At 61.6% G+C, this 26068-nt stretch carries 22 protein-coding genes; 15 read left to right on the forward strand and 7 right to left on the reverse strand.

Going from position 1 to position 26068, the window contains the following annotated elements; all coding sequences use genetic code 11:
- Nucleotides 1–16 precede the first annotated feature (16 nt).
- Entirely contained in the window at nt 17–985 is a 969-nt protein-coding gene (locus tag EIY71_RS15325) for a 2-hydroxyacid dehydrogenase (RefSeq protein WP_085746105.1), read from the forward strand.
- On the opposite strand, the gene tssA is transcribed toward EIY71_RS15325, so the two are convergent.
- The 5 genes from tssA to EIY71_RS15350 are packed head-to-tail and all read right to left on the reverse strand — an operon-like array spanning nt 982 to nt 8492.
- Nucleotides 982–2070 (reverse strand): type VI secretion system protein TssA, encoded by a 1089-nt coding sequence (tssA, locus tag EIY71_RS15330; protein WP_129973159.1) that lies wholly within the window; start codon nt 2068–2070, stop codon nt 982–984. The two genes, EIY71_RS15325 and tssA, sit on opposite strands and share 4 nt — an antisense overlap.
- Complete coding sequence (locus EIY71_RS15335) at nt 2067–5888, reverse strand: type VI secretion protein IcmF/TssM N-terminal domain-containing protein (RefSeq protein ID WP_134022196.1); 3822 nt, start codon at nt 5886–5888, stop codon at nt 2067–2069. Before EIY71_RS15335 ends, tssA begins: the two co-directional genes overlap by 4 nt.
- A complete protein-coding gene (locus EIY71_RS15340; RefSeq protein WP_085746102.1) occupies nt 5885–6649 on the reverse strand; it encodes a DotU/TssL family secretion system protein in 765 nt (254 codons plus the stop codon). The genes EIY71_RS15335 and EIY71_RS15340 overlap by 4 nt, the downstream gene beginning before the upstream one ends.
- Nucleotides 6650–6667: 18 nt before the next feature.
- On the reverse strand, nt 6668–7999 hold the full coding sequence (gene tssK / locus EIY71_RS15345) for a type VI secretion system baseplate subunit TssK (protein WP_134022198.1): 1332 nt from the start codon (nt 7997–7999) through the stop codon (nt 6668–6670).
- A gap of 46 nt (nt 8000–8045) precedes the next feature.
- Nucleotides 8046–8492, reverse strand: a complete 447-nt coding sequence (locus EIY71_RS15350; RefSeq protein WP_039767163.1) for a hypothetical protein — start codon at nt 8490–8492, stop codon at nt 8046–8048.
- Between the two features lie 227 nt (nt 8493–8719).
- Between EIY71_RS15350 and tssB the strand changes: the two genes are divergently transcribed.
- From tssB to EIY71_RS15415, 12 genes are all read left to right on the forward strand, one after another.
- Nucleotides 8720–9262, forward strand: coding sequence for a type VI secretion system contractile sheath small subunit (gene tssB, locus EIY71_RS15360; protein WP_007958861.1), 543 nt, complete (start codon nt 8720–8722; stop codon nt 9260–9262).
- Between the two features lie 29 nt (nt 9263–9291).
- Nucleotides 9292–10776, forward strand: a complete 1485-nt coding sequence (gene tssC, locus EIY71_RS15365; RefSeq protein ID WP_007958864.1) for a type VI secretion system contractile sheath large subunit — start codon at nt 9292–9294, stop codon at nt 10774–10776.
- Between the two features lie 76 nt (nt 10777–10852).
- Nucleotides 10853–11350 carry an Hcp family type VI secretion system effector gene (locus EIY71_RS15370; protein WP_007958866.1) on the forward strand — a complete coding sequence of 166 codons (498 nt, stop codon included), beginning with the start codon at nt 10853–10855 and terminating at the stop codon, nt 11348–11350.
- 15 nt (nt 11351–11365) lie between these two features.
- Nucleotides 11366–11809 (forward strand): type VI secretion system baseplate subunit TssE, encoded by a 444-nt coding sequence (gene tssE / locus EIY71_RS15375; RefSeq protein WP_134022200.1) that lies wholly within the window; start codon nt 11366–11368, stop codon nt 11807–11809.
- Nucleotides 11793–13586, forward strand: coding sequence for a type VI secretion system baseplate subunit TssF (gene tssF / locus EIY71_RS15380; protein ID WP_134022202.1), 1794 nt, complete (start codon nt 11793–11795; stop codon nt 13584–13586). The genes tssE and tssF overlap by 17 nt, the downstream gene beginning before the upstream one ends.
- Nucleotides 13550–14575: a type VI secretion system baseplate subunit TssG gene (tssG, locus tag EIY71_RS15385; protein WP_102687018.1), complete on the forward strand. Its 1026-nt coding sequence runs from the start codon at nt 13550–13552 to the stop codon at nt 14573–14575. The genes tssF and tssG overlap by 37 nt, the downstream gene beginning before the upstream one ends.
- Nucleotide 14576: 1 nt before the next feature.
- Complete coding sequence (tssH, locus tag EIY71_RS15390; protein ID WP_134022204.1) at nt 14577–17117, forward strand: type VI secretion system ATPase TssH; 2541 nt, start codon at nt 14577–14579, stop codon at nt 17115–17117.
- 46 nt (nt 17118–17163) lie between these two features.
- Nucleotides 17164–18210, forward strand: a complete 1047-nt coding sequence (locus EIY71_RS15395) for a hypothetical protein (RefSeq protein ID WP_085746096.1) — start codon at nt 17164–17166, stop codon at nt 18208–18210.
- Nucleotides 18211–18380: 170 nt separating this feature from the next.
- The gene (locus EIY71_RS15400; protein WP_007958878.1) at nt 18381–19007 is read left to right on the forward strand and encodes a DNA/RNA non-specific endonuclease; all 627 of its coding nucleotides are present in this window, start codon (nt 18381–18383) and stop codon (nt 19005–19007) included.
- Between the two features lie 7 nt (nt 19008–19014).
- Nucleotides 19015–19389 (forward strand): hypothetical protein, encoded by a 375-nt coding sequence (locus EIY71_RS15405; protein WP_007958880.1) that lies wholly within the window; start codon nt 19015–19017, stop codon nt 19387–19389.
- A gap of 15 nt (nt 19390–19404) precedes the next feature.
- The gene (tssI, locus tag EIY71_RS15410; RefSeq protein ID WP_134022206.1) at nt 19405–21414 is read left to right on the forward strand and encodes a type VI secretion system tip protein VgrG; all 2010 of its coding nucleotides are present in this window, start codon (nt 19405–19407) and stop codon (nt 21412–21414) included.
- Between the two features lie 12 nt (nt 21415–21426).
- On the forward strand, nt 21427–21969 hold the full coding sequence (locus EIY71_RS15415) for a toxin-antitoxin system YwqK family antitoxin (RefSeq protein ID WP_102687015.1): 543 nt from the start codon (nt 21427–21429) through the stop codon (nt 21967–21969).
- A gap of 224 nt (nt 21970–22193) precedes the next feature.
- Here EIY71_RS15415 and EIY71_RS15420 read toward each other — a convergent pair whose 3' ends face one another.
- Entirely contained in the window at nt 22194–22589 is a 396-nt protein-coding gene (locus EIY71_RS15420; RefSeq protein ID WP_007958887.1) for a DUF4280 domain-containing protein, read from the reverse strand.
- 190 nt (nt 22590–22779) lie between these two features.
- Between EIY71_RS15420 and EIY71_RS15425 the strand changes: the two genes are divergently transcribed.
- The gene (locus tag EIY71_RS15425; protein ID WP_134022208.1) at nt 22780–23847 is read left to right on the forward strand and encodes a phosphotransferase family protein; all 1068 of its coding nucleotides are present in this window, start codon (nt 22780–22782) and stop codon (nt 23845–23847) included.
- Nucleotides 23848–23885: 38 nt separating this feature from the next.
- Entirely contained in the window at nt 23886–24653 is a 768-nt protein-coding gene (locus EIY71_RS15430) for an SDR family oxidoreductase (RefSeq protein WP_134022210.1), read from the forward strand.
- Nucleotides 24654–24698: 45 nt separating this feature from the next.
- Here EIY71_RS15430 and EIY71_RS15435 read toward each other — a convergent pair whose 3' ends face one another.
- On the reverse strand, nt 24699–25352 hold the full coding sequence (locus EIY71_RS15435) for a trimeric intracellular cation channel family protein (protein ID WP_256656687.1): 654 nt from the start codon (nt 25350–25352) through the stop codon (nt 24699–24701).
- Nucleotides 25353–26068: the final 716 nt, after the last annotated feature.

Consider the following 26068-nt stretch of genomic DNA (forward strand, 5'->3'; position numbering starts at 1 on the left):
TCACAGGAGCCGAGCAATGCCCGCCACCGTTCTGGTACTGGTTGAAACCATCAATGACTATTTGCCGATCCTCGAACGTCAGGGTTTTCACCTGATTCTCGCGCCGACCCCTGCCGAGCGCGCGCAAGCCATCGCCACCCATGGGGCAAGGATCGACGCAGTGCTGACCCGTGGCCCGCTGGGTTTATATGCTGAAGAAATCGCGGCCTTGCCCGCGCTGAAAATCATCTGCGTGATCGGCGCCGGTTACGAGCAGGTCGACCTGCAGGCCGCCAGCGACCGTGGCCTGACCGTGACCAACGGCGCAGGCGTCAACGCTTCGTCGGTGGCCGACCACGCCATGGCGATGCTGCTGGCGCTGGTGCGGGACATTCCGCGCTGCGATGCCGCAGTGCGTCGCGGCGAGTGGCCGAAGATCATGCGCCCGTCGCTGGCCGGCAAGCGTCTGGGGATTCTCGGTCTGGGCGCAGTGGGGATGGCGATTGCCAAACGCGCAGGCCTGGGCTTCGACATGGAGATCAGCTACCACAACCGTCAGGTGCGCAGTGACGTGCCTTACGCGTTCTGCTCGACCCCGACCGAACTGGCCCGGGCCTCGGACTTTCTGGTGGTCGCCACGCCCGGCGGCATCGGCAGCCAGCATCTGGTGACCCGCCCGGTGCTTGATGCCCTGGGGCCCAATGGTTTCATCGTCAACATTGCCCGTGCCAGCGTGATCGCCACTGCCGACTTGATCGCCGCACTGGAACAACGTCGAATCGCCGGCGCAGCGCTGGATGTGTTCGATCACGAGCCGCAAGTGCCCGATGCGCTGAAAAACCTCAGCAACGTGCTTCTTACCCCTCACGTCGCCGGGTTGTCACCGGAAGCCACCCAAGGCACCGTGGAGCTGGTGGGCAAAAATCTGGTGGCGTTCTTCTCCGGACAACCGGTGCTGACGCCGCTCCAGTTGCCGCCGAAACTCAACAACCAGCGCGTGCACTAAAGCACGCCGAGCAAGGTCCACAGACGCCGGGATTCGGCGTCTGCCGAAATCAGCTCGCCGAGCAACTCACTCAACGGCTTGTTGCCCCACTCCACCCCGCGCCGGATCAGATACGGCACCGGGCTGTGGGGTTCGGTGCGGGCCAGGTACTCGGCGATCAGCAGCAATTGCCGATAAGCCTCTTCTCGACTGGCCGGTTCGCGCGGCACTGGCGCGGCTTCGGGCGTGGCCGCGACAGACGCTTCAACCGGTGAGACTGCGACCGGCGCAGGCGGCGGTGCCGACAGTGGTTGTTGTGGGTGCATGGCGATGAACTCCTGAACCAGTATCAACAACGCTTGAAGGGTGTCCTGCAACGGCCCGAGCCCCGGCCCCTGATCTCCCAGATACGCATCGCACCAGTCATCGAGACGCTGCAGGTGTTGCAGGCTCAGCAGCAGATTGCCTTGATGGCGCAGCCAGAACGCCATGGGCGTGGCACGCACCTGCTCGATGAGTTTCTTGTGCTCGCTGCGCGCCGTTTCGGCCGACGCCTTGGCGCCTTTGGAGTCGTTGGCCTGCACCTGCCGCACCTGAATCCGCCGCCAGGTTTCGAGGGTGTAGCCCTCAAAATCGCTGTTGTTGGCGCCAAATAAAGGCACCCGGGTCAGCAACACTTCGCTGTAGCGACGCACTAGCCATTCCAGCGGAATCGCTCTCCACGACTGGTCACCGTCGTCGGCCTGCGGATGCAGATGTTCGGGATAGCGCTCACACAGACCGGCAATCAGCGCCAGACTGCCCGGCAGTCCATCGAGTGCCTGCAAATGCAGCCAGGCCTCGCCCAGCCAGGCACTGAGCATCAGGTCCTTGCTGCGCTCGAGCAATAACGTGGTGGTCAGCCGCTCGACTTCCGGCCAGTTGGCGCGTTTCAGGGTCGACTGCCAGACACCCGTGGGCAAACTCGCGTCGTCCTCGCGGCGCAGATCGCGCAACTGGTCGTACTCGCGCTCATAGCGCAGATCCGCACCACAGGGCGCGTCGTCGCTGATGGGCGCGAGCAACTGATCGATCAGGTCCGGCAACGGGGTCGATGGCAGGCTCACAAATCCTCCTTCTGGACTTCAAGGGCGGCGGTGGTGCCGGTCACCTGGAACGGTGAACGCGGCGCGCGGGTCGGCAATGGTGGAATCGAAAGCGGCAGTTTCGAGCCCTGGCTCATCAGCGACACGCGCACGAACATCCGGGTGAATTCGCTGGTGACGCTGTCGTTCTGCGCGGTAACCGGCAAACGCAGGCTCAACGGAAAATCGGTGTAATCCATGCTCGGCTGGCGCTGCACCGAGAAGTGCGCGCGCATCAGGCGCAGCAGCGACCATGGCCCGCCGTACTCCCAACCGGCCTCCAGATCGCGCACCACCAGGTTCGGTTGCAGCGGGTCATTGACCGGACGCTCCTTGCCGTTGCGCGCCCAGCGCAAGGTCAGGCGGATCGGCTGACCAGGCATCCAGCGCAGGTTCGGCTGATCGGCAGCGGGATAGCTGATCTGCTGATTGCCGGCCAGCAAGCCCCAGGCAATCACCTGATCGGCACCCTTCTCTTCTTCGCGATCGGTGCGCCAGCGTACATCCAGCTCGACGCCTAGAATGCCGCTCTTGTCGCGCACGAACAGCGGTGTCAGCCAGACGCTGGCCTGTTTCACCCGGTTGAGAAAATCTTCTGCCGCCAGCCGCTCCGGGGTCTGGCTCAGGACCAGTCCGGCCTGGGCCACCGGCAAGCGCTTGTCGATGATTTCCAGAAAGTGCTGGACCCGCGCCGGGTCGGCATCCGGAGCCTGCACGCCGTTGGCAAACGGAAAGCGGTCGGCCAGGTATTGATTGAAGTAGGTGGCCAGCTCGTTCCACGCGGCGGCCGCCTGTTGCTGTTGCAGAAACTGGCAGCGTTGCAGGGCCGACTGTTGCAACTCCACCGCCCGCATCGCCAGGGTGCCGCGCCCGCCGGTCAGATTGGCGGTCTGCAACACCTGCACGCAGGAACCGGTGTCCATTTCAATGAAGTCGCGGCTGACCAGTTGCTCGATCTGCGCCGGTGAACTGGCGGGGTTGGAATCCTTGTACTTGAGCAATTCGTCATTGAGCGCGCTGAACTGGGTCACGCGCTCGTAATCCAGCGCCGACAGATTGCCCTGCTGGGTCTTCAGCCATTCCAGCGCCGGGGCGCGACGCTCGGTGATGCCGAGCATGGTGTTGAATTGCTGCTTGAGGCTCAGCTTCAGATCCTGCACATCGCTGGCGCCGTAGAGTTGCAGGCCAAGGTTTTTCGAGCCATCCCACTGGCTGATTTCCGTGCGGCCACCGAACAGCGGCTGCGCGGTGATTTCATCCAGCCCGCCAACGATCTGCGCCATCGCCCGGCGGTTCAGCGCCCCTTGCAGACGTGCCGCCAGATCACTGCGATGGACCTCGACAAAGGCCTTTTGCAGGTTCATCGCCTGCACGGCCTGCACGTTGAATACCGCGTAAGGATGAGTCTGATCATCATGATCCTTGAGACTCAACCACATCGCTTGCGCGGCGGCGGTTTCGGCCGCTTGCAGCAATGCTTCGCGATAGGCCGGCGGAATGCGCGGCAGTTCTTCGGCAACGTAGCTTTTATAACTCGCGAAATAATTCAGCGATTCGTTGAGGTCATCGCCGTCCACGGTCTGACCCTGCCTGTTGACGCTGTCCTGACTGGCGCGCAGGGCAATCGAGACGAAGTCACGTTTGAACAGCGCCTGCACCGCGTTGTTGAGCTTGACCACCTGATCCTGCAACGCCAGTTGCCCGCTGCCCTGCTGCACCAGCAGATTGCCCCGCGAACCCACCTGGGCGATCCATTGATCGCGAAAACTCTGCTGCAACTTGCCGGCCTGCGCATCGAGCTGCTGTTCGACCGCCGGGCCGAGCAATGAACTCTTGCGCACCTTGTCGAGAAACTCGCGATAACCCGGCACCAGCTCCTGACCCTTGCCGCGACTCCAGGTCGAGTTGGTCAGGGCGATCGCCGCTTGCAGGTCGTCGATCAGCGCGCGCAGGTCTTCCAGTTCGGTGAGGCTGTTGCCACTCCCGGCTTCAAGCTGTTCCAGATGCAACTTGAGGTAGCCGGCCTTGCTGACGAAGTTGTCGGCCAGAAAATACTGATCGAGCCAGCGCTCCATCAGCCCGGTGAAATTACTCACGATCAACGGCCGTTCAACGCTCAGATCCAGAGCCTGCAAGTCGCCGCCATCACTGGCTGCGAGCAGCCGGTTGTAGTAGGCGGCATGGGGCAAGGTGCCGGCGTTGAGGTTGAGTGACAGCGCGCTGTTGCTCAGCTGCGCCAAATCCTCCAGCGGCGTCCGCTGATTGTTCTGCACCTGAGCGAACAACTGGTTCTGTTGTTCCAGACGCAAGGCCCGCTCGACCAGATCCGTGGCCTTCTGATAATTCTGCCACTGCGCCGGGTCTTCGCTTTCGACGCTGGTACGCCGGTCGGTGGCGCGGATCGCCTTGATTTTCGCCAGCTCCGCGACCAGCAGATCGTGCAGCGGTTGCAGCATGTGGCGCTGGGTCGATCTGAACACTTCCTGTTCGAGTCGCCCGTCCAGCGAGGAAAACCACGACGTCGGAAAGGCCAGCGAAACGTAGTGCCAGTGCGGCGCCCGTTCCAGCACCCGCCAGAAGTTCTGCACGTTGCGCCGGGTCGGCTCGACCCGATGCTCGTCGTCGGTGACCGCCACGTAATTCTTCTGCGCGCCTTGCAGCAGCCGCGCCAGTTCATGGGCGTCCTTGACCGACGCCTGCCAGACCCAGAGCATCGCCACCGCCCAGACCACCCCGACCACCAGCGCCACCCCGGCGGTCACTCGCTGCCAGCGCTGGCGCAAGCGCATCAGGCGCGGCACGCCTTGGGCCAGTCCGCGTTCGCCGACTATTCGCTGGCGCCACAACTGACGCACAAACGCACTTTGCTGCAGGCCGCTGTCATCGACAGAAAAACCGTCCAGCGCATCCTCGGCCGGCTGATTGGCCGTCAGGTAAACGCCACGAAAACACGGTGCTTCGCCCTGAGCGTTGCCTTGAAACACTGGCTCCAGCACGTTCTGCAAACCACGGCGCAGGGTTTCCAGACGTTCCGGCAAGGCGTACAGATCGGCACTCAGATGCCCGGACAAAGTGCCGATTTCGATCACCGCTTCCGCCACCGCACGGTGCAACCGATCCAGCGCCTGATCGCTCCATTGCCCCTGCCACACCGCATCGCGGGCATAGGGCGACGACCAGCCCAAGGTGCGATCGCGGGCCTCGTCCGGCAAGGCGCTGATCAGTTCCTGAAATCCCGGCAGTTCTTCCAGCCCGGTGATGACCACGTACACCGGCAGGCTCAGACCAAAGCGCTGCAACAGATCGATGAAACGCCGACGCGCCGCCAGACCGAGCTGCGTGGCCTGTTCCAGATTGCTCAGCCGACTGACCGGCACCGTCCAGATCACCCCGTCCAGCGGCCGCTTGCTGCGCAGGCGCAGGATCAACCCGAGCAAGCGCCACCAGCCGCCGCGTTGCAGGTGCATGCCGTCTTCCGGCAGAAACAGCGCCTGCGGCACCACCAGCACCGCGCCTTCGGAGTCCGACCACCAACGGCCGAACCACGCCGGTTTGTCAGTGGGTTGCAAACGCCATTGAGTGGCGAGTTGCGCGCCCTGGGTTTCATCGCCGAGCATCAGCAGCCACGGCATCTGATACCGGTCGTGGGCGCTCTGCTCCTGTTCCATGTGCCGCACGGCGGCGTAGAAACTGCGGATCGCCGCGCCGCTCTGGGTGCGCAGCCACCACACCGCCAGCGCGATGATCACCAACAGCAGGAGGATGGCGACCGCCCAGGCCACGATCGTCAGGGTACTCATGAGTCTTGCTCCGGCGCCGTCAGCGTGTCGGGCGCCTGCAACACCGGCTCCAGTTCCTGACGGATGTCGCGCCACAGAAACTGCCCGAGCCCGGTCAGCAGCAGAATCATCGCCAGAATGCCCAGCGCCAGACGAAAGCCATCGGGCAACGCCGTGCGCACCGGCAACTGCAAGGGTGTCGCCAGCGAAGGCTGTACCAGTCGCTGACTGACACCCGCGTAATCGGCCTCGTCCTGCCAGGCAAACATGAACAGCGCCCGCCGCCATTTTTCCCGTTGCACCTGACCCTGCTCACCGCGCAGGCGTCCGTGGAAACCGAGGATCAGGCACTGCAAATACACGTTGGCCAGATCGCGAGTGGTGGGCTGCTGTTCATCGAGCAAGGTCTGGATCGCCGCCGGCACTTGCTCGCCGGCCTGACGGCTGGAATACAGTCGCGACTCCAAAGGTTTTTCCTGCCAGGCACTCTGGCCCGGCCACGGGCTGAACAACAGGGTCTCATCGACCAGCGCGACAAAGGCATACACCAACGCCTTGACCTGTGCGGTCGCCGAATCGCCCACTCGGGCAAACGCGGTACGCCACAGCCGTTGCGAAGCCTGGGTCGAGAGTTCGACCACGGTTTCGACCAGCGCCGCTTCGTCCTCGCTGTCCTTGGGCAACTGGCTCCAGTCCTGCGACCACTGCTGCCACGTCTGGCGGAACGCACTGCTCAGCGGAGCGTCCTGCAACCCGAGGCTTGCGGCACTTCCTTGCGACATACGACGTTCCTTGTGTGATCAGGCACGTTCACTGTTCTGGGCGACAAACAACACCACTTGCCACGGGCTGCTGGTCAGCCGGGTGGCCGGCGCGGCGATCATCAGCGGCAGTTGCGCGTCGAACCAGCTGCCTTCGGCGGTCACCACGAACAACCGGGTGTCGTCGCCGACGCTGTAAGCCACCTGCTCGCTGCGGCTCATGGCCTGATGCGTCAGACCGCTCATGCGCTGGCGGCTGAGCAACGCGATGTGCGGCGCCGAAGCGATGATCGCGCCCCGCAACCACTCGCCGGCTGCCTGCTCGCTTGCACCGTTGGGCATGCGCAGGCCGATGACCAGACGCTGGCTCGCTTGCTCGTCCGGCAACTGAATGGAAAAGCTCTGCTCGCCGCGCTCGAACGCGATGCTGCGATAACCGGCGCGGATCAGTTCCAGGGTGTTTTCCAGCCAGTCGAGCAACGGTTCGTAACCACGCTGCAATTCGAGAAAATCCAATGGCGCAAAGGCCGGTACCCCCGCCAGCGGATCCAGCGCCGACCACGCACCGGCGAGTCCCAGCAGTTGCACATAAACACTTTGCGGATGAGCGACACGACTGATCAGCGCCCCTTCCACTTCCGGCAACCGCGCCCACAACGCCGTCATCTGCCTACGGATTTCCAGCGCGTCATCCTGATTGCCGGCCTGCTGCGCCTGACGCAATCGCCCGCCGAGGAACAGGCACTTCTCCCGCGCCCGTGCGCAGAGCCCGGTCACTCGCCGACCCAATGGGGATTCCGGCAGCAGGACCGGTGTCGGCGGTGTGTACGGCAACGGCAGGAAACCGCCGCCCTCCTTGCGGATTTTCAGCAGCGGCAGGCAGATCGAATCGGCTTTGTTCAGTTGCGTACACAGCCGTGGATTGGGACGCCACACCGTGATCGATTCAGGAAATTCACCGCTGGTGAGATCCGGTAACGCCTCGCCGACCACCGATTGCAGACGCCCCTTGAGTGGTAGCAACTGTCCGGCGCGCCACAGCGGACTGATCGCCAGATAAACCGTCACCGTCGCATCGTCCGTGGCGTCGATCGCGGCAGCGACGTCCAGTTCCAGCGTCGAGTCGACGCCAACTTGCAGATTGACCGGCAGACCATCCGGCATCGTCCCTTGCAACGACAGCACCCGCACCACCCCGGCGCTCATCGCCGACGGGTCGAACTCCATGTGGCTCACGCCGAAAAACCACGGGTTGCACGCCTGAGCCAGATGCGCGCCGAGCGCCTCGGCCCGCAGGCCCTGTAACTGAAAATGCTGTGGCAGCAATTGCATGCCTTCATGCCAGCAGACCGCGTCAGGTAGCAGACTCATACGACTCCCTTCGACTGCACCGCGAACCGGCGGCGGACGGTGTGTTTCAGTTTTCCTTGCTGACCAGGCTCATCTCGCGACTGTCGAACTTGAGCCATGCGTCGCTCTGATCGTCCAGCCGCAGGCGGTGCGCTCCGGGAGTGTTATAGCTGGCGAAGACCAAAAGTCCAGCCGCCCGCTTGCCCCCCAAAGGGAACGGCTGGCGGTCGATGAATTGCCCCGGCACCAGCTCCAGCCCCCACACGCTCATCAGCTGACGATAGTCGCGCTGGTACTGCTCGCGCTCGGCAAACCACTGACGGGCACTGATGCCCGACAGTTGCTTGAGCAGATCCGGATCGTTGACCGCGATGAAATCCACGGCGATCGGGGTGTCGTCATTGGCCTTGGGAGCGACGTCGAGGGTCAGGCTGTCGAGATCGACTTTCGGCCCGAAAAACGAACAGCCGGCGAGCAGCGCAAACCCGATCGTTAGAAAAAGTCGTGCAGACAAAATGAATTTTCCTTTTCGCCAGTCAGTCCAAAAAAGTTTTCGCTTGCATTTTTATAGACCTGTTCTAGCGTCTTGGGTAGTTCGGTTCCTACAGCCGAATGAGGAAGGTTTGTCAAAGGAACGACAGGTCATCTGCCACCCTTTCTAACCTGTGGTCCAGCAAGGGAAAGCGATGAACGGGCCTCCCCGATGCATTGCGCCCGCTCATCGCATCGGAGTCCGCCGACATGGCAGAAAGTACCCAGCACAAGCTCGACCGGGTTCGCCCGCCCCGCGTGCAAATCACCTACGACGTCGAAATCGGCAATGCCATCGAGAAAAAGGAATTGCCGCTGGTAGTCGGCATCCTCGCCGACCTCTCGGGCAAGCCGCTCGAACCCTTGGCAAAACTGACCGAACGCCGTTTCACCGAAATCGACCGCGACAACTTCAACGACGTCCTCGCCTCCATCGCCCCCCGCGCCACGCTGCAGGTCAACAACACCCTCAGCGGCGACGACAGCAAGCTCAACATCGAACTCAACTTCAAGCACATCGACGACTTCGACCCGGTCAAGGTGGTGGAGCAAGTCACGCCGCTGCGGCGCCTGTTCGAGGCCCGCCAGCGTCTGCGCGACCTGCTGACCAAACTCGACGGCAATGACGATCTGGACAAGCTGCTGCGCGACGTCATCGCCAACACCGAAGGCTTGCAAGAGATCAAGTCGGCCCGCCCGGACACCGCTGTCCCGGCCGCTGATGCCGAAGCTCCGGCCGAACCGCAAGCCTGATCGTCCACCTGACCGAGGAAGAATTCGCCATGCCCGCCGCCGCCCAGAATCAAGCCAGCGAAAATGCTGCCGCCGAGACTTTATCCCTGCTCGATCGAATCATCGCCGAGGGCCGCATGGCCCATGACGACAGTCAGCAGGATTACGCCCGCGACATGCTCGCGGAATTCGCCACCCAGGTGCTCGACGAAGGCATGGCCATCGACAAGGACACCGTGGCGATGATCAACGACCGCATCAGCCAGATCGACGAGCTGATCAGCGCCCAGCTCAACGAAGTGCTGCACCACCCGGACCTGCAAAAACTCGAAGCGTCCTGGCGTGGCCTGCACATGCTGGTGCAGAACACCGAAACCAGCACCCGGCTGAAACTGCGCCTGCTCAACGTGACCCAGAAAGAGCTGCAGAACGATCTGGAAAAAGCCGTCGAGTTCGACCAGAGCGCGCTATTCAAAAAGATCTACGAAGAGGAATACGGCACCTTCGGTGGCCATCCGTTCAGCCTGCTGGTAGGTGACTACACCTTCGGCCGGCACCCGCAGGACATCGGCCTGCTGGAGAAACTGTCGAACGTCGCCGCAGCTGCCCACGCGCCGTTCATTGCCGCCGCCAGCCCGCGCCTGTTCGACATGAACAGCTTCACCGAACTGGCGGTGCCGCGTGACCTGTCGAAAGTGTTCGAGAGCCAGGAGCTGATCAAGTGGCGCTCGTTCCGCGAAAGCGAAGACTCGCGTTACGTCTCCCTGGTGCTGCCGCACTTCCTGCTGCGCCTGCCTTACGGCCCGGACACTTCGCCAGTGGAAGGCATCAACTACGTCGAGGACACCAACGGCACCGACCACAGCAAATACCTGTGGGGCAACGCCGCGTGGGCGCTGTCGCAACGTATCACCGAAGCCTTTGCCAAATACGGCTGGTGCGCGGCGATCCGTGGCGCTGAAGGCGGCGGCGCGGTTGAAGGTCTGCCGGCGCACACCTTCCGCACCAGCTCCGGTGATCTGTCGCTGAAATGCCCGACCGAAGTGGCGATCACCGACCGCCGCGAGAAGGAACTCAACGACCTCGGCTTCATCGCCCTGTGCCACAAGAAGAACAGCGACGTCGCGGTGTTCTTCGGCGGCCAGACCACCAACAAATCCAAGGTCTACAACACCAACGAGGCCAACGCCAACGCACGGATCTCGGCGATGTTGCCGTACGTGCTCGCGGCCTCGCGTTTCGCCCATTACCTGAAGGTGATCATGCGCGACAAGGTCGGCAGCTTCATGACCCGCGACAACGTGCAGACCTACCTCAACAACTGGATCGCCGACTACGTGCTGATCAACGACAACGCCCCGCAGGAAATCAAGGCGCAGTACCCGTTGCGTGAAGCGCGGGTAGACGTCACCGAGGTCGCCGGCAAGCCTGGGGCCTATCGCGCGACGGTGTTCCTGCGGCCGCACTTCCAGCTCGAAGAGCTGACCGCGTCGATCCGCCTGGTTGCCACGCTGCCGCCACCGGTAGCCGCCTGACCTGCCTGCGCCCGCCGGATTTCCTGCGGGCGCTCCCCTGTTTTCCTGGCACGACACCTTTCAGGAGTTTCAAGCGATGGATGCAATCATTCTCGACCTCGGCGGCGACATCAAAGGCGACAGCCTGCTCGAGGGTTACGCGGACAAGATCGAAGTCATGTCCTACAGCCACAACGTGGCGATGCAAGTCACCAACGACGTCAGCAACTCGGAACGAACCTCGGGCAAGCCCCACGTCGGCGAGTTCACCCTGACCAAATTCGTCGACACCTCCACACCGTCGCTCAACGAATACTGCTGTGCCGGCAAGCCGATCCCGGAAGCCAAGATCACCATCGGCCGCAACGCCGCCGAAGGCAGCGGGCAACTGCTGCCCTTCATCATCTACACCCTGACCAACGTGGTGATTTCCAACGTCAGCGTCAGCGGCGGTACCGGCGGCAAACCGGTGGAAACCCTATCCCTGAACTTCACCAAGATCAAATGGGAACTCACCGCACAGAAAGACGACGGCACCAAGGAAGGCACGGCTGCCTCGACCTGGGACATGGCCGCCAACAAGCTCGTCAGCTAACCCGGCGGCGCGGCCATGGCAGGCACCGGCTTACTTCCACCGCTGTTCGAACGCCTCGCCTCGAGCGAGGGCGACGGGGCGCGGGAGTTCGATCGGCAGGATCTGCTCGACTCGGTGCACACCGAGCTCGGGCGCCTGTTCAACACCCGCCGTGGCCCGCGCCCCCTCACCTCCCCGCCCAGCGTCATCGACTACGGCATCGCGGACTGGAGCGCCCTGCAACAACAGCGCAGCGATGACCGTCGCCGGCTGATGCGGGACATTCGCGAAGCCATCACCCATTTCGAACCGCGCCTGCTGCTCGGCGAGGTTCAGGTCAATCCCCTGCCCGAGCACCCGCAGCGCCTGAGCATTCGCCTGACCGGTGAATTGCGCAGCGGCACGCAGCACTGGCCGGTGGCGTTTGTCATCGAGCCCGGCAACGAAGGGCTGGAGGTGCGCCATGAGCGACTCGATTGACCCGCAACTGCTCGACTACTACCAGCGCGAACTGACCTGGCTGCGACATGCCGGCGGACAGTTTGCCGAGCGCTATCCGAAAGTCGCGCGACGTCTGGAGTTGTCTCCCGGCGAATGCCCGGACCCGCACGTCGAACGATTGCTGGAAGGTTTCGCCCTGCTCGCCGCACGCCTGCAACGACGGCTGGATGACGACTACGCCGAATTCAGCGACGCATTGCTCGAACAGCTTTATCCCCTGGCCATGCGCCCGTTGCCGTCGTGCGCGATCGTCCAGTTCGAACCGGACCCGAGCAAAGGCAACCTCGACGGCGGCTATCCCCTCCCCCGGGACACGCCATTGTTCGTCACCACCAGCAAGGGCGAGAGCATTCACTTTCGCACCAGCGCCGCCGTGCGTTTGTGGCCAGTCGAAGTCAGTGAAGCCTTGTTGCTGGGTAGCGATGAAGCCCAGGCGCTGACCGGTGTGGCGCAGTCCCGCTCGGCGTTGCGCCTGAGTCTGCGTTGCCTCGGCGACAGTCAGTGGTCCGAGCTTGGCATCGAACACTTGCGCATTCACCTGGCCGCATCACCAGTGATCAACGCCAGCCTCTATGACCTGCTCGGCGCCCACGCGGTGCAGGTGCTGGCCGGCTCGCCGGGGAGCATTCCTGCCGGCGTGAAAGGTCTGCCGAAGATGGTTGGTTTCGCCGACGACGAAGTGCTGCTGCCGGACGAAGACGGCGTGCATCCAGGTATGCGCCTGCTGGCCGAGTACTTCGCGTTCCCGGACAAATTCCACTTCTTTGATCTGCCACTGTCCGGCGTATCGAGTGACAGCCAGACGCTGTATCTGTACATCGTTTTTGATCGGGCCCCGGCCGGCCGATTGCACTTGCAGGCCAGCGATATAGCGCTGGGCTGCGCGCCGGTGATCAACCTGTTCCCGCGCACTTCGGAGCCGCTGCGCCCGGACGGCACCCGCAGTGAGTATCGACTGATCGCCGACAGCCACCGGGAAAACAGCGTCGAGATCCACAGCATCCGCAGCGTGCGCGCCAGCTCCGCCAGCGGTGTGCAACGGCTGCCGGCGTATTTCGGCAGCCAGCACAGCAGCGGTGACCGGCAACGTTACTGGCATGCGCGGCGAGTCAACGGACAGACGCCGAACCGGCTCGGCAGCGATCTGTTGGTCAGCGTCGTCGACACCCGTTTCGAACCGCAGACCGATCTGCCCGATTACAGCCTGACCGCCGAACTGCTCTGCACCAATCGGCATCTGGCCCAGAGCCTGCCCGCCGGTACACCGCTGGGTTTCGAACGGCCGGGCCCGGTGGCGTGGGCACGCCTGCGCAATCCCCCGAGCCCGCAGAGCCTGCCGCGTCTGGACGGTGATTCGCGCTGGCGGCTGGTCTCGCAACTGACCCTCAATCATCTGTCGCTGGTCGAAGGGCCGCAGGCACTGGATGCGCTGAAGGAAATCCTGACCCTGCACAACCTGCGCGATGAAGCCAGCGCCCTGCGCCAGATTGAAGGTCTGCTGAGCCTCGGTTGCGAACGAGTAATCGGCCATGTCGGCGCCGACGCCTGGCGCGGCTGGCGCAACGGGCTTGAAGTGCAATTGCAGCTCGATCCACAGCATTTCGTCGGCAGCAGCGCGGTGTTGTTTTCAGCGGTGCTCGCGCAATTCTTTTCGGTGTACGCCTCGGCCAATCGCTTTGTGCGCACGGTGCTCATGCAGGCAGACAAGGAGGTCAAGGCATGGCAACCCCAAGCCGGCATGCCCCTGTCGCTCTGACCCTGAGCCAGCGCCTGCGCCGTGATCCACAGGCGTTCGAATGGTTGCAGGCGTTGCTGTTGCTGGAGCGCGAACAGCCCCAGGCCGACGCCCTTGGTTCGGGTACATCGCCACAGGCCGAAGCGCTGAAATTGCGCGGGCCGCTGACGCCGTTGTTCGCCGCCAGCCAGATCGAAAGCCTGGAAGAAAACCCCGGTGAACCGCTGACCCTGAACTCGCCGATGTTCGGCCTCGGCGGCCCCGACGGCCCGCTGCCTTACGCCTATCAGGAATGGCTGCAACAACGTGCGCGGGCCAAGGATCACGCGCCCGCCGAGTTCCTCGACCTGTTCCAGCATCGGCTGCTGAGCCTGCTGTACAAGGTGATGCGCAAACACCGGATCGCCCTCGGTTTCACCACGCCCGGCGCTTCGCCCGTGCAGGCGCAATTGCGGGCGCTGACCGGGTTATTGCCCAAATCCCTGCAAGAGCGCCAGGCGATTCCCGACTGCGCCGTTCTGGCCTGCACCGCGTTGTACGCCGATGGCCGCCGGTCATTGGCGGGGTTCGCGGCGATTGTCCGTGAGCAGTTTTCCGTGGCGGTGGAACTGAGCGCTTACGAGGGGGCGTGGCGTGAGATTCCACGTGCCAGCCGCAGCGTCATGAAGGCCGGCGGACGCAATCTGCAGCTCGGCCGCAGTGCTGTCGCCGGTACTCGGGTCTGGGATGAACACGCCGGAATTCGTCTGACGCTGGGGCCGCTGCCATCGACGCAGGCCGCGCGATTCCTGCCGGAAGGCGAAGCGCATCCGGCACTGGCCAGCCTTGCTGCGCTGTATTTCGGCCCGGATCTGGACGTGAAACTGGTGCTGCTGGTGCGCGGTGCGGGGCCGCTGCAACTCGGCCGACAAACCCCGGCCCTGCTGAGCTGGAACGGTGGCCTGCAACGCCAGACCAGCCTCGCCGTGCAACGGATCGAAACCCGCCTGCGTCAGCTGGAGATTACCTGAAATGGAACTGGCCAGCCTGATCGGACGCCTCAACCCGGACAACCGCCGCGCCCTCGAACGTGCCGCGCAACGGTGCTTGCAGCGCGGGCATCACTTTGTCGAGATCGAGCATCTGTTGCTGGAGTTGCTGGATATCGAGGGCGGCGATTTTGCTTTTCTGCTGCCGCGCTTCGGGCTGGAGCGTGATGCGCTGACGGCGGAGATCAACAAGGCGCTGGACCTGTTCAAGACCGGCAGCACGCGCACGCCGGCGCTGTCTTCGCACACGCTGGGATTGTTGGAAGACGCCGTGGTGCAGGCGAGTGTGCTGGGGATCGACAGCATTCGTTCCGGCTTGCTGTTGCTGGCGCTGATCGATCGCGACGAACGCCGCAGCCTGCTGCTCAACAGCGCGTCGTCATTGCTGCGAATTCCGAAAGAAGCCTTGCGCGCAAACCTGCTGGAATGGACGGCAAACTCCCGTGAGCACGTTGGCCCGCGCTCTGTGTCTTCGGGGAGTCCAACGCCACGGCAAGACTCTGTGCTCGATCAATACACCCAGGATCTGACCGCCGACGCCCATGCCGGGCGCATCGACCCGATCGTCGGTCGCGATGGCGAAATCCGCCAGTGCGTCGACATTCTTCTGAGACGCCGGCAGAACAACCCGATTCTGGTCGGCGCACCCGGAGTCGGCAAAACTGCCGTGGTCGAAGGCCTGGCACTGCGCATCGCCGCCGGGGATGTGCCGCCGTCGTTGCAGGAAGTCAGTTTGCGGGTGCTCGACCTTGGTTTGCTGCAGGCCGGGGCCGGGGTCAAAGGCGAATTCGAACAGCGGCTCAAAGGTGTGATCGACGCAGTTCGCAGCGCCGACAAGCCGATCATCCTGTTCATCGACGAGGCCCACACGCTGATCGGCGCTGGCGGTGCCGAGGGTGGCAGCGACGCGGCCAACTTGCTCAAACCCGCGCTGGCCCGAGGAGAGTTGCGCACGCTGGCCGCGACGACCTGGATGGAATACAAAAAATATTTCGAGAAAGACCCGGCCCTCGCCCGCCGCTTCCAACTGGTGCAGGTGGAAGAGCCGGACGAAACCACCGCCGTGGAAATGCTACGTGGCGTCGCCGCCAAACTCGAACAGCATCACGGCGTGCAAGTGCTGGATGCCGCGATCCACGAAGCGGTGAAACTCTCGCACCGCTACATCTCCGGCCGCCAGTTGCCGGACAAGGCCATCAGCGTCCTCGACACCGCCTGCGCCCGGGTCGCCCTCGGCCAGCACGACGTGCCGCCACCGCTGGAGAGCCTGCGCCACCGTCAGCAAAGCCTCAAAGAAGAAGTTGAACGCCTGCGCCGGGAACAGGCCACGGGGCTTGATCACCGCGAGCGCATCACCCTGCTGGAAAGCGAATCGAAGACCAACGTCCAGGCCATCCGCGAACTTGAAACCCGCTGGAGTGAAGAGCGCGTGGCGGTGCGTGAACTGCTCGACACTCGCCGCGAATTACTTGACCTCAGTGAACGCGCCGACAGCGACAAACCGGATGAAGCCACCGACAGCCGCATCGATCACCTCGCCGCCGAACTGCTGCGCCTGGAAGCCGGGCTCGATGCGATTCGCCAGGACGATCCGCTGGTGCCCGAACAGGTCGACGGCAAAACCGTCGCCGCCGTGATCGCCGGCTGGACCGGCATCCCCGTCGGCAAAATGCTCGCCGACGAAGCCCACGCCGTGCGCACCCTCGGCACACGCATGGGCCTGCGAGTGATGGGCCAGAGCACTGCGCTCAACACCATCGCCCAACGATTGCAGGCCTATCGTGCGGGTCTCACCGATCCGCAAAAACCGGTTGGCGTGTTTCTGCTGGTCGGCCCCACGGGCGTTGGCAAAACCGAAACCGCGTATGCGCTGGCCGATGCCTTGTACGGCGGCGAACGCAACCTGATCAGCATCAATCTCTCGGAATATCAGGAAGCCCACACCGTCAGCCAGCTCAAGGGCGCACCACCCGGCTATGTCGGTTACGGCAGCGGCGGCGTGCTGACCGAAGCCGTGCGGCGCAAACCGTATTCGGTGGTGTTGCTGGATGAAATCGAAAAGGCGCATCCGGATGTGCTGGAAGCGTTTTACAACGTGTTCGACAAGGGCTTGATGGAAGACGGAACCGGGTTGGTGGTCGATTTCAAGAACACCGTGATGCTCGCCACCAGCAATGTCGGCGCCGAACTGTTGCTCGATACACCGACTACACAACTCGGCTCGGAAGCCTTCAACGAGGCGCTGCACAAAGTCCTCCTGCAAGCCTTCCGCCCGGCTTTTCTGGCACGCATGACGGTGGTCGCGTATCGGCCGCTGGATGAGCAGACGCTGGAAGGGATTGTGCTGGCGAAGCTGGAAAAACTGCGGGGCCGTTACAAGGCGGCTACCGGCAAGCAGTTCGAGTTTGATTCGGGAATCGTCAAAGCCGTGCTCGCCAAATGCAGCGCAGCAGGCGCGCGGGATGTCGAGAACGTGCTGATGACGCAGGTGACAGGGAAATTGGCGGAGTGGGTGTTGGAGTAAATGACGTACTGTCATTGAAAGCTAAAAAAATACAGGAGTTAATGGAATGCCGTTACCCAGCGCGCCTCAACAGAGACCTGTTATCAACGTTTTGTCACCGCACAATCCCAACCATCTCTGCATCCTCAGTGTTGTGCTGGGTGTCATCGGGCAGCATGTCACCACCAAGAGCCCGGAAGAGGTACAGGCCTACACTCACCCTGGTGAAAGTACCATTTATGTTGCAGCGAACAAAAATGGCGAGTCATTGATTGCCGCCTGTGAGGTGCTTCTAACCGCCATACACCCCGGTGGTAGTAATGCACTCATGGAAGCGGCCAGAATTCTCCATGTGTTGTTCTCGGAAACGGACCGAGTGATCAATCAGAACATCCCGGAATACGAGTTGCAGGAAAGCTGGCTGAAGAGCAATCAGGTTGGTAATAAAAATGGCAATTGGGCGACAGACGAAAACTCCAAACTGGTCAGATGGAAGTTTCTCGATCGCGCGCCGATCATTCCTGACACCAAACTTTACGTTACCAACATGCCCAGCAAGACCGCGGAGGAAAAGGCAAAGGTCGCCGAAAAAATTCTTGAATTGACCTACAACCCCCGCCTCAACACCAAACAACTCAATAACCTATTGAATTTGGTCAAGGCATTCAAAGAGCAGAAACCATTGCCACGTACGGTGGTGCTGAGCCCGATAACAAAAATAACCAACACTCCTCCAACACCGCATGCCCTGCAATATGTAGAGAATGATGGCTACCATGCGGAAATTTCGCTGATGCGAGCTTTGATTATCGGCAGTGGCTTCAAACCCGTTATCAAGGGAAATCTGGGCGGTAAAAAAGCCGCATGCGCAAAGTGCAGCGCCTGGTTCAGCAAGGTTAAAACGCTGTCGGCGAATCAGATTGATCCTTCTTTTCCAAACGAAGCTGAATTCGGTAATTTGCGACCACAACGACAATCACCTACCAATTGGGCGGCGCCAAAGTTCTCCCCCCACGTTTTTTCCTCGACTGACTTCACTGTTTTCAAAACGGTGTATGAAGGCGCCGGCAAGGTCACGACAAGCGCAGAAGAAGAACTCATGGAATTCACTTGAGGCTGGTCAGCCCATCACAACAGAGTCGCCAACGTCTACGTTCAGGGGATTTAGGGGATTTAAGGGGACAGATTTATTTATGCGAAACAAATAAATCCGTCCCCTTCAGGAGAGCAGCAAGCCTATTGGTAAATTTTCAAGATTGCAGGCCTTTAACGGGACTAACGCCAATGCCATTGAATCCGGAATACAAATCCACCACTGTCAACGTAAACGGTAGCAACGTCACGGTGCCTCTTTATGCAAAGGCAACTTTGACATCGACCAACATGACCGGCGGCTCGGGTCCGGATCAGTCCTTGCGACCACCGGGATTCGTGTCCGGTACTTGCCCGGAACATCATCAACGAGGGCATCTGATTGGAAACAAGCTGGGCGGCAGCGGAACCGATCTTCGGAATCTGGTAACACTGACCGAAGGTAGCAACCATCCAATCATGTATGAGTACGAAGCCATGGTTTACGAGTACGTGAAGAAGAATCCCGGGATCGAGTTTGTGTATCAAGTCACCGCACAGTACGACACCTCGCGCTACTTGGTTGCGCAAGTTGCACCCGGTGGTTCGACATCCGGGGCTGCCAACAATCCTTACTGCCCGCTTCCCTGCCCGGAATCTTTACGAATCGACTTTTTCTACGCAGAAGCACCTGGAAAGTTGAATTACCCATTGATATATCGGGTTTTGACGGAGCATGGTGAAGGCTGGAACACTGGACCGCTCTATATTCTCAACGGCGTGTACAAGTTTCACGAAGGTAGCCCGAAACATGTCGCCCAAGGCTGCTGGGCATCGTGAGGTGACTATGAGCTTCGATATTTTCCCGACACTCGAACACGAGATAAGGCTGAGCCCTCCTGAGCGCGCGGTCACACTGATCGCTGCCTGCAATACCAATGAAATCGGCCGATTCAATGTTCGTGAAACCGTCTATCAAACACTCATTGGCTCCAGACCCGAACAGCGAAAAACTCAGTCCTGGATATTTACCTCCAGTGTGATCCGCGCACAGACGGACAGCCGCGATCGGGTCATGGTGTTTGTCAGCGTCAAGAAAAAATATTTGAAAAAAGTATCTGACTCACTCAATGGATGGAGCTGCCCCCACGGGACGCCAATGCAGGTCATCAAAGTTCAACATGGCATCGCATCCTCACAACTTGTTTTTGCGAATTCTTGATCGGAGGCAATGCGGATGCCCCGCTCCACCGACAGCAACACTACGCTCTCCCTCACCGCCACCTCGCTGTCGGCGCTTTACCCTGAGTCGCTCTCCGGTGAGGAAACCCTGAACAACCTCGGCGTTCAAACCCTCAACGGATTGAATGACGGTACCTCGCTCACCCTCACCAGCGCCGTTGCCACCCACGTCACCACCACCCTGCACAACGACGCTCAATTGCGCCCGTTCGATGCCTTGGTCGCTGAAATTCGCCAACTGCCTGCCGATGCCACCGCCGAGCGCTATCAGTTGGTTTTAAGACCGTGGCTCTGGTGGTTGACCCTGGCCAGCAACAACCGCGTATTCCAGAACCTCACCACCTCCGACATCGTCACCACAATCTTCAAAGCTCACGGTTTCACCGATTTCAAACTCTCACTGACCGGCAGTTACACCCCACGTGAATACTGCGTGCAGTACGGAGAAACCGATTTCGCCTTCGTCTCGCGCCTGCTGGAGGAGGAAGGCATCTTCTGGTTTTTTACCCATCAAGACGGCAAACACACGCTGGTGCTGGGCGACAGCAACGACGCCTTCGTACAGATTCCCAACGGGCCGAAGGTCAAGTATCTGGGTCAGCAATTGGGTGAGCGCGAGCTGCACGGCATCCGCTCAGGCCAGGTGTGTCTGCAAGCGGTGGCCGAGGTGTACAAGGCGACGGATTACGAGTTCACCACGCCGACCACTTCACTCTATGGCCAGGCCGAAGCCGTGGCCGGACCGCGTTCGATCTACGAGCATCCCGGCGGTTACAACGCCAAGGCTCGGGGCGATGCATTGACCAAACAGCGGGTCGACGGGCTTCGCAGTGAAGAGAAACGCTTTGTTGGCGAAAGCGACTGCCGCTGGCTGATTCCAGGCCACTGGTTCACCCTCGACGGCCACGAAAACGCGAGCCTGAACATCGACTGGGTCGTCACTCGGGTGACCCATGACGCCAGCCACGAAAGCTATCGCAATCGCTTCGAAGCAATCCCCAAGGCCACGCCGTTTCGTCCGCAACGCCTCACGCCCAAACCGCGCATGCACCCGCAGACCGCCATCGTAGTCGGCAAGTCCGGCGAGGAAATCTGGACCGACGAATACGGCCGGATCAAGTTGCAGTTCCCGTGGGATCGCGACGGCAAGAATGACGAAACCAGCTCCTGCTGGGTGCGCGTGGTGCTGCCGTGGAGCGGCAAGGGTTTCGGCATGCAGTTCGTGCCGCGGATCGGTCAGGAAGTCATCGTGACCTTCATCGACGGGGATCCGGACCGGCCGCTGGTGACCGGTTGCGTCTACAACGGTGATAACGCCCTGCCCTATGCCTTGCCGGCGAACCAGACCCAGTCGGGAATCAAGACCCAATCGTCCAAGGGTGGCGGTGGTTTCAACGAACTGCGTTTCGAGGACAAGAAAGACGCCGAAGAAGTGTTCCTGCAAGCGCAGAAAGATCTGAAGATCAACGTGCTCAACGACACCACCGCCACCGTCGGCCACGACGAAACCCTCACGGTGCAGAACGCCCGCACCCTTACGGTCAAGGAAGGCGACGAAACCGTCACGCTGGAGAAAGGCAAACGCAGCGTGACGATCCAGACCGGCAGCGACAGCCTCGATGTGAAGGACAGCCGCACCGTGAAAGTCGGCGCCGACCAGAACCACAGCACCGGCGGCAACTACACCGACAAGGTCACCGGCGATTACAGCCTGACGGTGGACGGCAACCTGACGATCAAGGTCAGCGGCACCCTCACCCTGCAAAGCGGCGGCAGTTTCACGATCAAGAGCGGTGCAGATCTGGCGACTTCGGCCAGCACTTCGATCACCCAGAAGGCCGGCACCGCCATGACCAATCAGGCCGGCACTTCGCTGGACAACAAGGCCGGAACCACGCTGACCAACGACGCCGGCATCAGCCTGACCAACAAGGGCGCTGCCTCACAGACCGTGGACGGCGGCGGCATGCTGACCATCAAGGGCGGGCTGGTGCAGGTCAACTGACAAGGAGAAGCCATGGCGATCACACCACTGGATCTGCAGCAGGATGACAAACACCTCAAGGGGCGATTGCAGGACGGCCAGCTCGACGGCCCGTTGAACATCAAGGATGACGGGCGCCCGCAGGCGGATCTGAATTACAGCCAGGGCGAATTGCAGGGCACGTCCCTGCTCTATCACCCCAATGGCAAGGTTTCGGCGCAGATGCCGTTTGTGCGTGACAAGCTGCAAGGCATTGCCAGTTTCTACGCGCCCGAGGGCTGGCTGCAGCGCAAGGCCAGCTATCGGCGCGGGTTGTTGCATGGCGAGGCGTTCAATTACTTTCCGGACGGGCAAGTAGCGGAGGCCGAGTTCTATCGCGATGGCGTGCGTGAGGGGCGCTATCAGCGCTTTCATCCCAACGGCAAGCCGGCGGTGGATGCGCGTTATCTGAATGGGCAGTTGATGGAACCGGAGCAAGGGTTTGCCGAGGACGGGCGGCCGCTGGATGCCGATGGCAAACCGATTTCCCGGGTGCGCTGGTGGTTTCGCAAATGGACGGATCCGCAGCAGGCCTGAAAAGCCCCCTCACCCTAGCCCTCTCCCGAAGGGAGAGGGAACCGATCCGGGAATATTGGCGAGTTCCACCGACGTGAAAGATTTGCGCTGAATCCATAATCGCTCGGTCGATCAGGTCGATGTAAGCCGAATGACACCTCGGTCGGCTCCCTCTCCCTCCGGGCGGTCCGACGTTTCGGGAGGGCTGGGGTGAGGGCCATGGATTTAACGACAAGCGAAGAAGCTCAGGGAATCAACATCTGCATCTGCCCCGGCATCACGATCTTGATCACCCCTGCCCAGTTGCACATCAACGTGCTGTTGGCATCGATCGCCGGCATCCCGCCCAGCAGTAAGGTCGGCGCACCGCCGGGGATCCACGGCGTGGCGGTGGCGGGAATGCACGGCATCGGCGTCAACACGCCCAGCGCCGCAGCCGTGGCAGCAGCGACCATCGGGTTGGCCATGCTCATGCACATGCCGAACGTGGTGACGTTGACCAGCGGAATGTGATCCATGATGTTCGCCGCCGGCATCCCGCCGGTCAGCGTGCGGTTGACCGGCAGCACGTTGAGCACCGCCGGTGCGGCACCGAAACTGCATTGCAGGGTGGCGCTGGCACAGACTTGCGGGCAGCCCATTTCAAAGCTCCTTCGTAAACAAGGCATACGCGCTAAACCTTAGTCGCCAGCGGCCCCGCGCGCACATTCCCAAAGGTGATTATCGTCCAACACGCTAACCTATAAGACCGAACCGCGCTTGTGACGACCCGAGCGCGCCATTAGATTAGCCAATGATGTGTGGCCTCCAAAATAAGCAGAAGGGATAAGCATGGCGCTTACTGACCAGTCCACCCGTATCCGCTCTGGCGAAGAACTCGATGCCAGCCTGATCGATCCGTACCTCAAGGCGCACATTCCGGGCCTGACAGGCACGCCGCAGATCAGCCAGTTTCCCGGCGGCGCGTCGAACCTGACCTACCTGCTGGAATACCCGGACCAGGAATTCGTCCTGCGCCGTCCGCCGTTCGGCCACAAAGCCAAGTCCGCCCACGACATGGGCCGCGAATTCCGCATCCTCAACCAGTTGCGCGATGGCTTCCCGTATTGCCCGAAAGCCTACGTGCACTGCACCGACGATTCGGTGATCGGCGCCGAGTTCTACGTGATGGAACGGGTCAAGGGCATCATCCTGCGCTCGAACCTGCCGCCGGAGCTGGGCCTCGACTCGGCCAAAACCGAAGTCCTGTGCAAGAGCTTCATCGACCGTTTCGTCGAACTGCACCGCGTCGATTACAACGCCTGCGGCCTCGGCGATCTGGGCAAACCGGAAGGCTACGTCGCCCGCCAGATCAAAGGCTGGAGCGAGCGTTACGAAAAAGCCCTGACCCCGGACGCACCGCACTGGGAAAAGGTCAAAGCCTGGCTCAACGACAAGATGCCGGCCGATCACCCGACCTCCAGCATCGTGCACAACGACTACCGCTTCGACAACGTCATCCTCGACCCGAACAACCCGATGCAGATCATCGGCGTGCTCGACTGGGAACTGACCACCCTCGGCGATCCATTGATGGACCTGGGCAACACCCTCGCCTACTGGATCCAGGCCGACGACCCGGCACCGGTGCAACTGATGCGCCGCCAGCCAAGCCACGCGCCGGGCATGCTGACCCGCCGCGAATTCGTCGACTACTACGCCGAGCGTTCGGGCATCCAGATCGACAATTTCGACTTCTACTACACCTACGGCCTGTTCCGCCTGGCCGGCATCGTGCAGCAGATCTACTACCGCTTCTTCCATGGCCAGACCCAGGACAAACGCTTCGCGCAGTTCATTCACATGAACAAACTGCTGGAGCAGATGAGCCTGCAGGTCATTGCCAAATCCAGCCTCTGATGACGGCGTTATAACAAGGCTTACTACAAGGGAATCCCATGTCCAACACTCAGTTGTTCGACCTCGACGGCAAGATCGCTTTCGTCTCCGGCGCCAGCCGTGGCATCGGTGAAGCCATCGCCAAACTGCTGGCCCAGCAAGGGGCCCACGTCATCGTTTCGAGCCGCAAACTCGAAGGCTGCCAACACGTGGCCGACGCCATCATCGCCGCCGGCGGCAAGGCCACAGCGGTCGCCTGCCACATCGGCGAAATGGAACAGATCAGCCAGGTCTTCGCCGGGATCAAGGAACAGTTCGGGCGCCTGGACATCCTGGTCAACAACGCCGCGACCAACCCGCAGTTCTGCAACGTACTGGACACCGACCTCGGCGCCTTCCAGAAAACCGTCGACGTGAACATTCGCGGCTACTTCTTCATGTCGGTGGAAGCCGGCAAGCTGATGCGCGAAAACGGCGGCGGCAGCATCATCAACGTAGCGTCGATCAACGGCATTTCGCCGGGGATCTTCCAGGGCATCTACTCGGTGACCAAAGCCGCCGTGATCAACATGACCAAAGTCTTCGCCAAGGAATGCGCGCAATTCGGCATCCGCTGCAACGCCCTGCTGCCAGGCCTGACCGACACCAAGTTCGCCTCGGCCCTGGTGAAGAACGACGCCATCCTGAAACAGGCCCTGACGCAGATCCCGCTCAAGCGCGTAGCCGACCCAAGCGAAATGGCCGGCGCCGTGCTGTACCTGGCGAGCGATGCCTCGAGCTACACCACCGGCGTATCGCTGAACGTGGACGGCGGCTTCCTGTCCTGATCCGCTTCTGACGCAAAAGAAAAGGCAGCCCAAGGGCTGCCTTTTTCATGCCTCCAGAACCTTCGGCAACTGCCAGCCAAAATGCACCGACAACAACCGCAACAACAAACACGCCGCCCCCGCCAGCAACGCAGCCGCCACCGGCGGCACACCCAGCCTGCGCCCGACAATCAACACCGCCGCGCCAACAAACGCCGAACTGGCATACAAATCCGCCTGCAACACCACCGGCACCCGCGCCAGCACAATGTCACGCAGCACCCCGCCACCGACCCCGGTAATCGTGCCCATCAACATGGCCACAAACGGCGAGATCCCGAAATTCAACGCCTTCTGCGCTCCGGCCACGGCAAACAACGCCAACCCCGCCGCATCCAGCACGATCAGCATCGAACCGGACCACCCAAGCACCTGCTCATGAAAAACAAACGCCACCCCGCCCATGGCAAACGCCAGCGCCGGATAGCGCCAGTCCGCCACAGCCTTGGGCGGCGTCGCACCGATCAACAGATCACGCGTCACCCCGCCACCGAGCGCAACGATGAACGCAATCACCATCACCCCGAGCAGATCAAGCTGACTGCGCATCGCCGCAATCGCGCCTTCAACCGCAAACACCGCCGTGCCGACCAGATCGGCCACCAGCACAATCCACTCGACCCGCGCCTTCACAGGCGCACGGCTTATTGAGTGACGCAACGGGTCTTGGTGATGTGTCGAGTCACTTGCCCGTCGGCATACGCATCACCGGCGACCTCGGTATTTTCCATGACCTGACAAGTCCGCTCAGGCGGCGGAGGCGGTGCTGCCGGCGGAGGGGGTGGAGGACTGGCGCAACCACTGAGCAGCACCAGACCGAAAGCCGACAACAACGAAAAACACACGCGTTTCCCAGGATTGTTCATAGGATGACCCGCGATGAATGGAAGAAAACTCCCGTCGCCGAGCAGGACAACGCCCGGTTATGGAAACCGAACCACTCATTCCTTATAGACCAGTGGGGGGTGAGTGCCAGTGAAATGGTGGGATTGGGGGGGATTGGCTGTCGATTTTGGGGTGGGTTTACAGAATGGATCGTGGGTTCCGAAAAATCGAGGACAACCTCAAGAGCCAGCCCTCACCCCAGCCCTCTCCCAGAGGGAGAGGGAGCCTACGGGGTTGTTGATTCGAGATACATCGACCTGAACCATCGAGGCGAACTCAGGTTTTGAAGAGCACACACGTCGGCTTCGTGCTCTTCACCACTCACCACGATGAGCGTTAGCTCGAGTAGAGCTTTTGATCGCAGGGCCCGTCGGCAGGCTGAGTGGAGGGATTGATCCGGGGGTGGGAGCGCAGCGACCGTGCGGCGCAGCCGCATGCATCGAGAGGAGGTGCAGCGAAGCAAACCGTAGGCGATGCCCCCGGATCAATCC

The organism is Pseudomonas sp. CH235, assembly GCF_004368175.1.
Classification (GTDB): Bacteria; Pseudomonadota; Gammaproteobacteria; order Pseudomonadales; family Pseudomonadaceae; genus Aquipseudomonas; species Aquipseudomonas paraglycinae.

Excerpts from the sequence above, each read along its gene's own strand:
- EIY71_RS15430 (WP_134022210.1), top strand. The coding sequence starts at position 23,886 with ATGTCCAACACTCAGTTGTTCGACCTCGACGGCAAGATCGCTTTCGTC.
- EIY71_RS15395 (WP_085746096.1), top strand. The coding sequence starts at position 17,164 with ATGCCGTTACCCAGCGCGCCTCAACAGAGACCTGTTATCAACGTTTTG.
- EIY71_RS15325 (WP_085746105.1), top strand. The coding sequence starts at position 17 with ATGCCCGCCACCGTTCTGGTACTGGTTGAAACCATCAATGACTATTTG.
- tssK (WP_134022198.1), bottom strand. The coding sequence starts at position 7,999 with ATGAGTCTGCTACCTGACGCGGTCTGCTGGCATGAAGGCATGCAATTG.
- EIY71_RS15415 (WP_102687015.1), top strand. The coding sequence starts at position 21,427 with ATGGCGATCACACCACTGGATCTGCAGCAGGATGACAAACACCTCAAG.
- EIY71_RS15425 (WP_134022208.1), top strand. The coding sequence starts at position 22,780 with ATGGCGCTTACTGACCAGTCCACCCGTATCCGCTCTGGCGAAGAACTC.
- EIY71_RS15340 (WP_085746102.1), bottom strand. The coding sequence starts at position 6,649 with ATGTCGCAAGGAAGTGCCGCAAGCCTCGGGTTGCAGGACGCTCCGCTG.
- EIY71_RS15420 (WP_007958887.1), bottom strand. The coding sequence starts at position 22,589 with ATGGGCTGCCCGCAAGTCTGTGCCAGCGCCACCCTGCAATGCAGTTTC.
- tssC (WP_007958864.1), top strand. The coding sequence starts at position 9,292 with ATGCCCGCCGCCGCCCAGAATCAAGCCAGCGAAAATGCTGCCGCCGAG.
- tssB (WP_007958861.1), top strand. The coding sequence starts at position 8,720 with ATGGCAGAAAGTACCCAGCACAAGCTCGACCGGGTTCGCCCGCCCCGC.
- tssI (WP_134022206.1), top strand. The coding sequence starts at position 19,405 with ATGCCCCGCTCCACCGACAGCAACACTACGCTCTCCCTCACCGCCACC.
- EIY71_RS15400 (WP_007958878.1), top strand. The coding sequence starts at position 18,381 with ATGCCATTGAATCCGGAATACAAATCCACCACTGTCAACGTAAACGGT.
- EIY71_RS15335 (WP_134022196.1), bottom strand. The coding sequence starts at position 5,888 with ATGAGTACCCTGACGATCGTGGCCTGGGCGGTCGCCATCCTCCTGCTG.
- tssF (WP_134022202.1), top strand. The coding sequence starts at position 11,793 with ATGAGCGACTCGATTGACCCGCAACTGCTCGACTACTACCAGCGCGAA.
- EIY71_RS15370 (WP_007958866.1), top strand. The coding sequence starts at position 10,853 with ATGGATGCAATCATTCTCGACCTCGGCGGCGACATCAAAGGCGACAGC.
- tssH (WP_134022204.1), top strand. The coding sequence starts at position 14,577 with ATGGAACTGGCCAGCCTGATCGGACGCCTCAACCCGGACAACCGCCGC.
- tssE (WP_134022200.1), top strand. The coding sequence starts at position 11,366 with ATGGCAGGCACCGGCTTACTTCCACCGCTGTTCGAACGCCTCGCCTCG.
- tssG (WP_102687018.1), top strand. The coding sequence starts at position 13,550 with ATGGCAACCCCAAGCCGGCATGCCCCTGTCGCTCTGACCCTGAGCCAG.
- EIY71_RS15405 (WP_007958880.1), top strand. The coding sequence starts at position 19,015 with ATGAGCTTCGATATTTTCCCGACACTCGAACACGAGATAAGGCTGAGC.